This window comes from Arthrobacter sp., assembly GCF_031988865.1.
Taxonomy (GTDB): domain Bacteria; phylum Actinomycetota; class Actinomycetes; order Actinomycetales; family Micrococcaceae; genus Arthrobacter_B.
In genome coordinates, this window is the sequence record NZ_DALZXY010000110.1 from 1 (window position 1) to 8980 (window position 8980).

Annotated in this window: 9 protein-coding genes and 1 pseudogene; 8 read left to right on the forward strand and 2 right to left on the reverse strand. The window is 65.7% G+C overall.

Annotation, left to right across the window (positions count from 1 at the left end; genetic code table 11):
* The 7 genes from RTN46_RS15155 to RTN46_RS15185 all read left to right on the forward strand — a co-directional run.
* Window positions 1–256, forward strand: a 256-nt coding sequence (locus tag RTN46_RS15155) for a hypothetical protein (RefSeq protein ID WP_312182613.1), incomplete at its 5' end; no start/stop codon positions are given.
* Entirely contained in the window at window positions 253–696 is a 444-nt protein-coding gene (locus tag RTN46_RS15160; RefSeq protein WP_312182614.1) for a hypothetical protein, read from the forward strand. The genes RTN46_RS15155 and RTN46_RS15160, both read left to right, overlap by 4 nt.
* A 98-nt stretch (window positions 697–794) precedes the next feature.
* Complete coding sequence (locus RTN46_RS15165) at window positions 795–1493, forward strand: DUF4345 domain-containing protein (protein WP_312182615.1); 699 nt, start codon at window positions 795–797, stop codon at window positions 1491–1493.
* Window positions 1494–1595: 102 nt separating this feature from the next.
* Window positions 1596–2585: a bifunctional riboflavin kinase/FAD synthetase gene (locus tag RTN46_RS15170; RefSeq protein WP_312182617.1), complete on the forward strand. Its 990-nt coding sequence runs from the start codon at window positions 1596–1598 to the stop codon at window positions 2583–2585.
* Between the two features lie 133 nt (window positions 2586–2718).
* Entirely contained in the window at window positions 2719–2988 is a 270-nt protein-coding gene (rpsO, locus tag RTN46_RS15175) for a 30S ribosomal protein S15 (protein WP_312182618.1), read from the forward strand.
* Between the two features lie 315 nt (window positions 2989–3303).
* Complete coding sequence (locus RTN46_RS15180) at window positions 3304–5526, forward strand: polyribonucleotide nucleotidyltransferase (protein WP_312182620.1); 2223 nt, start codon at window positions 3304–3306, stop codon at window positions 5524–5526.
* Window positions 5527–6921, forward strand: coding sequence for a pitrilysin family protein (locus tag RTN46_RS15185; protein ID WP_312182622.1), 1395 nt, complete (start codon window positions 5527–5529; stop codon window positions 6919–6921).
* Between the two features lie 80 nt (window positions 6922–7001).
* Here the strand turns inward: RTN46_RS15185 and RTN46_RS15190 are convergent, their stop codons facing one another.
* On the reverse strand, window positions 7002–7262 hold the full coding sequence (locus tag RTN46_RS15190; RefSeq protein ID WP_312182624.1) for a MoaD/ThiS family protein: 261 nt from the start codon (window positions 7260–7262) through the stop codon (window positions 7002–7004).
* Window positions 7263–8336, reverse strand: a complete 1074-nt coding sequence (moaA, locus tag RTN46_RS15195) for a GTP 3',8-cyclase MoaA (protein WP_312182626.1) — start codon at window positions 8334–8336, stop codon at window positions 7263–7265.
* A 169-nt stretch (window positions 8337–8505) separates the two neighbouring features.
* Between moaA and RTN46_RS15200 the strand changes: the two are divergent.
* Window positions 8506–8980 (forward strand): annotated as a pseudogene (locus RTN46_RS15200) (oxidoreductase); the annotation flags it as partial.

The window sequence follows — 8980 nt, forward strand, 5'->3', positions numbered from 1 at the left end:
CGCCGTTGAACTCTTCCTACTCGTGTATGGCGTGGCCGCCGTGATCCGCCAGAGCGGAGGGGAGAGCCTCACCGGACCTGCCTGGGAGTTCTGGGGCTACCTGCTGACCGCCGTCGTTATTCCCATCGGGGCCGTCTGGTGGTCCCTCATGGACCGCTCCAAGTGGAGCAACCTGGTTCTCGGCGCAGTCGGGATCACCGTATTTGTCATGCTGTTCCGGATGGAACAGATTTGGGACGGGGTGCCGCTGGCATGAAAAAACTGATCAAGCCAAAGCCTGCCGGACACGAGTCGGGTCCGGCAGCACGCAACGCCGGCCCGGGCCGGCTCATCGTGGCGGTCTACGGTGTTTTCGCCCTCGCGGCATCGGCCCGGGCAGCGTTCCAGATCGCAACCAAATTCGATGATGCCCCGCTGGCCTACCTGCTCTCGGCCTTCGCCGCCATCGTTTACATTGTGGCGACGGTTTCCCTGGCGCGCTCCGGACGGACCGCCTATAAGGTGTCAGTGGCCGCGGTCAGCGTTGAGCTGGCGGGCGTGCTCGCCGTCGGCCTGTTTGGGCTGCTGGACCCCGCCGCCCTGCCGGATGACACCGTCTGGTCAAACTTCGGACAGGGGTACGGGTACGTACCGCTGCTGCTTCCGCTGGTTGGTCTCTGGTGGCTCTACAAGCACCGGAACCGCCAACACGCCTAGGTGCCGGGGCAGGTTCTGGTCGAAGTCCGCTCCGTGAGACGATGTGAAAATGTGCGCCGTCACGACGCACCGAACTCGATCCCATCAGGGGGCAGACCATGACCATCCCATCGCCGGGACCGGCGGATATGACCCGCGGGGCAGGCACCGGACGGCAGGATCCTGACACGTTCCCCGGCACCGGCCCAACAGTCAGCGCTTCGCCCCTCACCGGCCAGGACCCGGATCCTGCCGGTGCCCCGGAATCCAGCAGCAAGGGCAAAGTTTCCCGCCGCGGGCGCAACAGTCCTCCCGCGGCACGCCAGCAGGGCGGGGGAGCTGCGGGCACGAAGTCCTGGAAGAGCACCGATGACTGGGGCGTCTTCCGGGCAGTGGTGGTCGCCGTCGGCGTCCTGATCGCCGGAATCGGCGCTTATTACCTCATTACGGGCACGGCAGGCGTCGCCCAGACCGGCGGGGGAGCGGTGAACGCCTCGCTGGAGAGTCAGTTCCGTTTCTTCTCCGCAATGATGGTGGGAGTCGGCGCCGCGTTCGTTGCCATTGCGATTAAATTCCAGTGGGCGAACATGCTCTGGCTGGTCTGCCTGATGGTGTTCCTGGGCGGAATCGGGCGCGTACTGTCCTGGGCTTTCTCCGGAACGCCGCACTTCACCCTGATCATCCTCATGGTCCTGGAACTTGCCTTCCCTCCGGCGCTGCTGGTCTGGCATCGATTCATCCTGAAAACCAGTGAACTGCGGCAGGAAATCCACCGCGGCACCGGCAGCGGGAATACCCCGGCCGCGAACGGTGCGTGAAGGCTATTCGTTTTCCGCCATAATGGATGGAGCCTTCCGCTTACAGCAGGTGCTTTGAGCGGCAACATTCATGGATGGACTTTCCGCTGGTAAGGAGCTCGGGTGTATTACTGGAATGACCTTGCGGAGGTGCCGTCCGACATTGGTCCGACAGTAGTCACAATCGGCAATTTCGACGGCGTTCACCTCGGCCACCAGTACGTGCTTTCCCGTCTGGTGAAGACCGCAAGGGAGCACGACGCCTCGGCAGTGGCCGTCTCCTTCGACCCGCATCCGGCAGTGGTGCACCGGCCGGAGAACGCTCCCGTGCTGATCATGGGGCCGGCAGACCGCACCGAAGCGCTGGCCGAAACCGGCCTCGACGGGCTGCTGATGGTCCATTATGACCTGGGCATCGCTTCCCTGACGGCCGAAGAATTTGTGCGGAAGTTCCTCGCGGACGGCCTGCATGCCGTGGCCGTGGTCCTCGGCCACGACGCCCGGTTCGGGCGCGGGAACACGGGCGACATTGACACGATGCGCGAGCTCGGTGCCGAACTCGGATTCGAAGTCATTGCCGTGGACGACTTCGATGCCCTTCCGCAGGGACCCGAGGACAGCCAGGGACGGCGCTGCTCCTCGACCTGGATACGCGAGGCGCTGGCTGCCGGCGACGTCCGCACCGCCGCCCGGCTGCTCGGACGAACGCACCGGATGCGCGGGGAAGTCGTCCACGGGGCGGCGCGCGGACGGGAACTGGGCTTCCCGACGGCGAACCTGGCACCGGCATCCACGGGGCTGATCCCAGCCGACGGGGTCTATGCCGGATGGCTCGTGGAACCCGACGGAACCCGCTGGCCGGCCGCGATCTCCGTGGGATCGAATCCGACGTTCGACGGCGTGAGCCGGCAGGTCGAAGCCCATGTGATCGACCGCCCGGCTGAGGCCGTGGAGGCCTTCGACCTGTATGGAAAATGTGTGGGAGTGGAATTCGTGGAACGCCTGCGCGGCATGATCGCCTATACCGGACCCGAGGCACTGATCGACCAGATGCGCCTGGACGTGGCCCGGACAAGGAATGTCCTTTCGACAGAAGCGCCTGTCGCCGGGTAAACTGGATGAAAATTCGGCTGCGGTCCGTGGCGGCTGAATTTCTTTGTGCCCGCCGTGTTCTCACGACGCGGGCGCAGGGTTCCCGGCAGCGAAGTGCTGATTCGGGCCTCACGGCACAACTCTAGGAGTTACAGTGGCACTCGATCCCGCCATCAAGCAGGCGATCATCAAGGAATACGCACTCGCAGAGGGCGACACCGGATCCCCCGAGGTCCAGGTTGCCGTTCTGTCCCGTCGTATTCTGGACCTGACCGAGCACCTGAAGACCCACAAGCACGACCACCACACCCGCCGCGGCCTGATGGCCCTGGTTGGTCGCCGTCGCCGCATGCTGGGTTACCTGCGCGAGACCGACATCACTCGCTACCGTGCGCTCATCGAGCGTCTCGGCCTGCGTCGATAGTTCTGTTTTGAGGGCGGTACCTGTGCATGCGCAGGGCCGCCCTTTGCAGGTCACAGCAGTACCGGCAGATATGGACACCGGGTTACTTCCGGAAGCGCACCTGCCATTGGCAACACAGCAGTAAACAAGACAACTATCTGGAGTCAGCCAGCATCGCAGCATTCGCGGTCCTCGGTAGTGGTCTACGGGAGATTCTGCCCGTGGACCTCGATCGAAGACCGGGTGTTGAAACCTTCCGCACCGCACCGTGGCGCAGGAGATTCAAGGGACGATGCTGGGTGGCCTCCGAACACTAAGAAACGGAGGTGACTCTCTATGGAGGGTCCCGAAATTCAGTATTCAGAAGCCGTCATTGACAACGGCGTCTACGGCAAGCGTGTCATCCGCTTCGAAACCGGACGCCTGGCCGCACAGGCCGCAGGCGCGGCAATGGTCTACATCGACGAAGACACCGCACTGCTCTCGGCAACCTCTGCCGGCAAGTCCCCGCGCGAAGGCTTCGACTTCTTCCCGCTGACCGTGGACGTCGAAGAGCGTATGTACGCCGCCGGCCGCATCCCGGGCTCGTTCTTCCGCCGCGAAGGCCGTCCCTCCACGGAAGCCATCCTGGCCTGCCGCCTGATGGACCGCCCGCTGCGCCCGGCCTTCGTAAAGGGCCTGCGCAACGAGGTCCAGATCGTGGTCACCGTCCTCGCAATCAACCCGGACGTGCTCTACGACGTGGTGGCCATCAACGCCTCCTCCATGTCCACGCAGCTCTCCGGCCTGCCGTTCTCCGGCCCCATCGGCGGCGTCCGCGTTGCCCTGGTCGACAACCAGTGGGTTGCCTTCCCGAAGCACTCCGAACTGGAGCGCGCAGTCTTCTCCATGGTGGTTGCCGGCCGCATCGCCGGTGACGACGTCGCCATCATGATGGTCGAAGCCGAAGCTACCGACAACGCCTGGAACCTGATCAAGGAAGAGGGCGCCACCGCTCCGACCGAAGAGGTCGTTGCCGAGGGTCTGGAAGCAGCCAAGCCGTTCATCAAGGTCCTCTGCGACGCGCAGTCCGACCTGGCCGCACGCGCCGCCAAGCCGACCGTTGAGTTCCCGCTCTTCCTGGACTACCAGGATGACGTCTACGAAGCCGTCGAAGCTGCCGCAGCGTCCAAGCTGGCACAGATCTTCACGATCGCTGACAAGCAGGAACGCGACGCCGCGACTGACGCCCTCAAGGACGAAGTCAAGGCTGAACTGGCTGCCCGCTTCGAAGGACGCGAGAACGAAGTTTCCGCAGCCTTCCGCGCCGTTACCAAGCAGGTTGTGCGCCAGCGCATCCTCAAGGAGCAGGTCCGCATCGACGGCCGCGGCCTGACGGACATCCGCCAGCTGACCGCCGAGGTCGAGGTTCTGCCCCGCGTGCACGGTTCCGCCATCTTCGAGCGCGGCGAAACCCAGATCATGGGCGTCACCACGCTGAACATGCTCAAGATGGAACAGCAGATCGACTCGCTGTCCCCCGTAACGCGCAAGCGCTACATGCACAACTACAACTTCCCGCCGTACTCCACCGGTGAGACCGGCCGCGTGGGTTCGCCCAAGCGCCGCGAAATCGGCCATGGTGCCCTCGCCGAGCGTGCACTGATGCCGGTGCTGCCCTCGCGTGAAGAATTCCCGTACGCCATCCGCCAGGTCTCCGAAGCCCTGAGCTCCAACGGCTCCACCTCGATGGGTTCGGTCTGCGCCTCGACGCTGTCGATGCTCAACGCCGGTGTGCCGCTGAAGGCTCCGGTTGCCGGTATCGCCATGGGCCTGGTTTCCGACCAGGTTGACGGCGAAACCCGCTACGCAGCACTGACCGATATCCTCGGCGCCGAAGATGCCTTCGGCGACATGGACTTCAAGGTTGCCGGTACCTCCGAGTTCGTCACGGCCATCCAGCTGGACACCAAGCTCGACGGTATCCCCGCCTCGGTCCTGGCCGCAGCCCTGAAGCAGGCCCGCGAAGCCCGCCTGCACATCCTCGGCGTGATGGATGCCGCTATCGATACCCCGGACGAGCTCTCCGAGTTCGCTCCGCGGATCATCTCGGTGAAGATCCCCGTGGATAAGATCGGCGAGGTCATTGGCCCGAAGGGCAAGATGATCAACCAGATCCAGGAAGACACCGGCGCTGACATCTCCATCGAAGATGACGGCACGGTCCTGATCGGCGCCACGGACGGCACGTCCGCCGAGGCAGCCCGGGCAGCGGTCAACGCGATCGCCAACCCGATGGTTCCGGAACTGGGCGAGCGTTACCTGGGCACCGTTGTGAAGACCACCACCTTTGGTGCCTTCATCTCGCTGACCCCGGGCAAGGACGGCCTGCTGCACATCTCCGAGCTGCGCAAGCTCTCGGGCGGCAAGCGCGTCGACAACGTTGATGACGTTGTCTCCGTGGGCCAGAAGATCCAGGTTGAAATCACCAAGATCGACGACCGCGGCAAGCTGTCGCTTTCGCCGGTAGTTGCTGATGACGACGCCGAAGGCGAAACGGCTGCCGAGACAGCAGAGTAAATGCCTGAAAACATCACGGACAGCCGTTCCGGTGCGGATTTTTCCCGCGCCGGGACGGTTGTCCCGTTTCCCCTGACAACCCGGCCGGGCGAACCGGCCCTTGAAATCGGCGACCCGGCTGGCGCCGTCGTCCGCCGCTCCGTCCTCCCGGGCGGCGTGCGCGTACTCACCGAGTCGATGCCCGGCCAGCGAAGCGCAACCATTGGTTTCTGGGTCGGCGTCGGATCCCGGGACGAGGCCGAAGGCCGCCACGGGTCAACACACTTCCTGGAACACCTGCTGTTCAAGGGAACGGACCGCCGCAGCGCGATGGACATCGCCTCAGCGTTTGACGAAGTAGGCGGGGAATCCAACGCAGCGACGGCGAAGGAGAGCACCTGCTACTACGCACGCGTGCTGGACACCGACCTGCCGATGGCGATTGACGTCATCGCGGACATGGTGACTTCCGCCGTGCTCGACCCGGAGGAACTCGAACAGGAACGCGACGTCATCCTCGAGGAAATCGCGATGGATGCGGATGATCCCGCGGACCTGTGCCACGAGAAGTTTGCCGAAGCGGTCCTGGGCGACCATCCGCTGGGCCGGCCGATCGGCGGCACACCCGAAGCGATCAAGGCGGTCTCCCGCGAGGCCGTCCTGGAGCACTACCGCCGCCACTACCGTCCCGAGACCCTGGTGGTCACGGCCGCGGGCGGCCTGGAGCACGACATCGTGGTCTCACTGGTGCTGGACGCCCTGAAACGGGCGGGCTGGGAACTGGACGGCGCCGCGGCACCGGTAGAGCGCCGGGACACCACTCCGGCCGCCATCACCGGAAGCGGGGGCGTCCACGTCATCCACCGTCCGGTGGAACAGGCGAACATCGTGATGGGCTGCCCGTCGCTGGTCGCCACCGACAGCCGCCGTTTCGCCATGAGCGTGCTGAACACGATCCTGGGCGGCGGGATGTCCTCCCGCCTGTTCCAGGAAATCCGGGAAAAGCGCGGCCTCGTGTACTCGACGTACTCTTTCTCGGCGTCATACGCCGACGCCGGATACTTCGGGATGTACGCGGGCTGCTCACCGGCTAAGACCCGGCAGGTCATCGACCTGCTGGAATCCGAGCTGGAGCGGCTGGCATCCGACGGCCTGGAGCCGGGGGAACTGGCGAAGGCCATGGGCCAGATTTCCGGTGGGATGGTCCTGGGCATGGAGGATTCCGGTTCGCGCATGTCCCGGCTCGGCCGCGCCGAGCTGGTCAGCGGAGAGTACATCGACATCGACGAGTCGCTGGCCCGGATCCAGGCCGTGACCGCGGAAGAAGTCCAGGCCCTCGCCGCCGAACTGGCAGCAGCGCCGCGGACCATCACCGTGGTGGGGCCGTTCGAATCTGCGGCGGAGCTCGGCTTCTAGCCTCGCCCGTCGGCCACTGAAAGAGCAGGAACTGCCCGTCCAAGCGGGCTGTTTCTGCTCTTTCGTTTTTGGCAGGGGAGCTAGCCGCCGGCGAACGGCGGCAGGATGTCCACGGTGTCCGCGGACGCCAGCACAACGGAACGGTTCCGCGCCGCCACCTCATTGACCAGGAACGTGCTTCGGTCAATCACGGTCTGCAGGACAGGTGTTCCCTCCGGAGCGTCCGGATGCCTGGCAGCCAGCTTCTCCAGCAGTTCCCCGAGCTCCAGCGGCCCGGCGTCCAGGATTTCCTCTTCGATTCCGGCTGCTGCCTTCGCAGCGCCGAAGTAGCGGATCAGCACTTAGCCACCTATCGCACTCATAGTTCTTTCGGGCTGCACGTAATCCGGTGCGCCGAGCCCGGCATGGTCCATGCCGTGGGCCTTGGGCTTGCCCCACATGGCTTCCTGCCAGCGGCGGGCGACGGCGGTATCCTCGGCGCCGCTGCGCAGCAGCTCCAGCAGGTCCGTCTCCTCATGGGAGAACAGGCAGCTGCGTACCTTGCCCTCGGCCGTGATCCGCGTACGGCGGCAGTCGGCGCAGAACGGTTCCGTCACCGACGCAATGATCCCGACGACGCCGGCCACCTCCTCCGGGCTGCGGCGGTGCCTCACCTGCCAGCGCTCCGCGGGAGCCCCGTCCCGGTTCCGGGGATCGGGGGTCAGAATGAAGGATGCCTCGAGCAGCGCACGGATTTCGGCAGCCGTGATCATCCCGTCGCGGGTCCAGCCGTGATCGGCGTCGAGCGGCATCTGTTCGATAAACCGCAGTTCAAAGCCGTGGTCCACGGCCCACCCGAGCAGGCGGGGCGCCTCGGCGTCGTTGATGCCGCGCATCAGGACAGCATTGATCTTGATAAGGCCCAGCCCCACGCGGGCGGCTTCCTCCACGCCCGCGAGCACCCGGTCCAGGAATGGACGGCGGGTAAGCTGCGCGAAGGTTTCGGGGTGCAGCGAGTCCAGGGACACGTTGATGCGGGTCAGTCCCGCGTCCTTGAGCGGCTGGGCCTTTTTCTCCAGGCCCAGTCCGTTGGTTGTCAGTGAGACCGGCAGGTCCGGATGATTGGCGCGGATCCCCGCCACAATCTCCACCAGATCGGCGCGGACCAGCGGCTCGCCACCGGTCAGCCGAAGTTCGCGCACCCCCAGGCCGTCGACGCCGATCCCCACGAGCCGGATAATCTCTGCGGCCGAGAGCACCTTGTCCTTTGGCAGCCAATCCAGGCCCGCCGCCGGCATGCAGTACGTGCAGCGCAGGTTGCATTTGTCCGTCAGGGACAGCCGCATGTCCGTGGCGCGGCGCCCGAACCGGTCAACCAGCCCGTCCAGGTGCTCCGGGGTTCCCGGGAACGGACGCGGCGGCACAACGGCTGGCATACCAAGGTCAATTCCCATCCCTCGAGTGTAGGCCGTTTCACATCCCCGCTCTAGGAACGGGGGCGCCGGGCGGGGCCAGCGGCCTGCTGTCATACTCGAAACAGGCCGTTGCCGCGCTGAACCGCGCTGAACTGCCCAGAAACCAGCGGGGCCGGAGGGAGCCGAAACCATGACAAGAACCTGGCCGTGGGCCGCAGCCGCCGGCCTGGTAGCCGTGGGCATCGCCGTGGCCGCCGGGGAACTGGCCGCCGCAGTGCTCAGTCCGTCCCTGTCGCCGCTGTCCGCTGTGGGATCGGTGGTGGTCGACGCCGTGCCCGCCCCCGTGAAGGAGTGGGCCATTGCCTCGTTCGGCACGGCGGACAAGCTCGCGCTGCTGATCGGCATGCTCCTGGTCATTGCGGTATTCGGAACCGCGTGCGGCCTGCTGGAAACCCGGCGTCCGCCGTGGGGTTCCGTGGTTATCGCCGTCTTCGGCGCCGCAGGGGTGGCTGCTGCGCTCTCCCGGGCACAGTTCTCCCCGCTGGCACTGCTGCCGCCAATGATCGCGGGTGCCCTGGGGGTACTGGTCCTGCGGGCGCTGGCGGGCCGGATCCGCGGCTATGCCGATGCTCCGGCCGCCGAGTCCGGTGCCAGGCGGCGCGAAG

Excerpts from the sequence above, each read along its gene's own strand:
- RTN46_RS15185 (WP_312182622.1), top strand. The coding sequence starts at position 5,527 with ATGCCTGAAAACATCACGGACAGCCGTTCCGGTGCGGATTTTTCCCGC.
- RTN46_RS15180 (WP_312182620.1), top strand. The coding sequence starts at position 3,304 with ATGGAGGGTCCCGAAATTCAGTATTCAGAAGCCGTCATTGACAACGGC.
- RTN46_RS15160 (WP_312182614.1), top strand. The coding sequence starts at position 253 with ATGAAAAAACTGATCAAGCCAAAGCCTGCCGGACACGAGTCGGGTCCG.
- RTN46_RS15165 (WP_312182615.1), top strand. The coding sequence starts at position 795 with ATGACCATCCCATCGCCGGGACCGGCGGATATGACCCGCGGGGCAGGC.
- moaA (WP_312182626.1), bottom strand. The coding sequence starts at position 8,336 with ATGCCAGCCGTTGTGCCGCCGCGTCCGTTCCCGGGAACCCCGGAGCAC.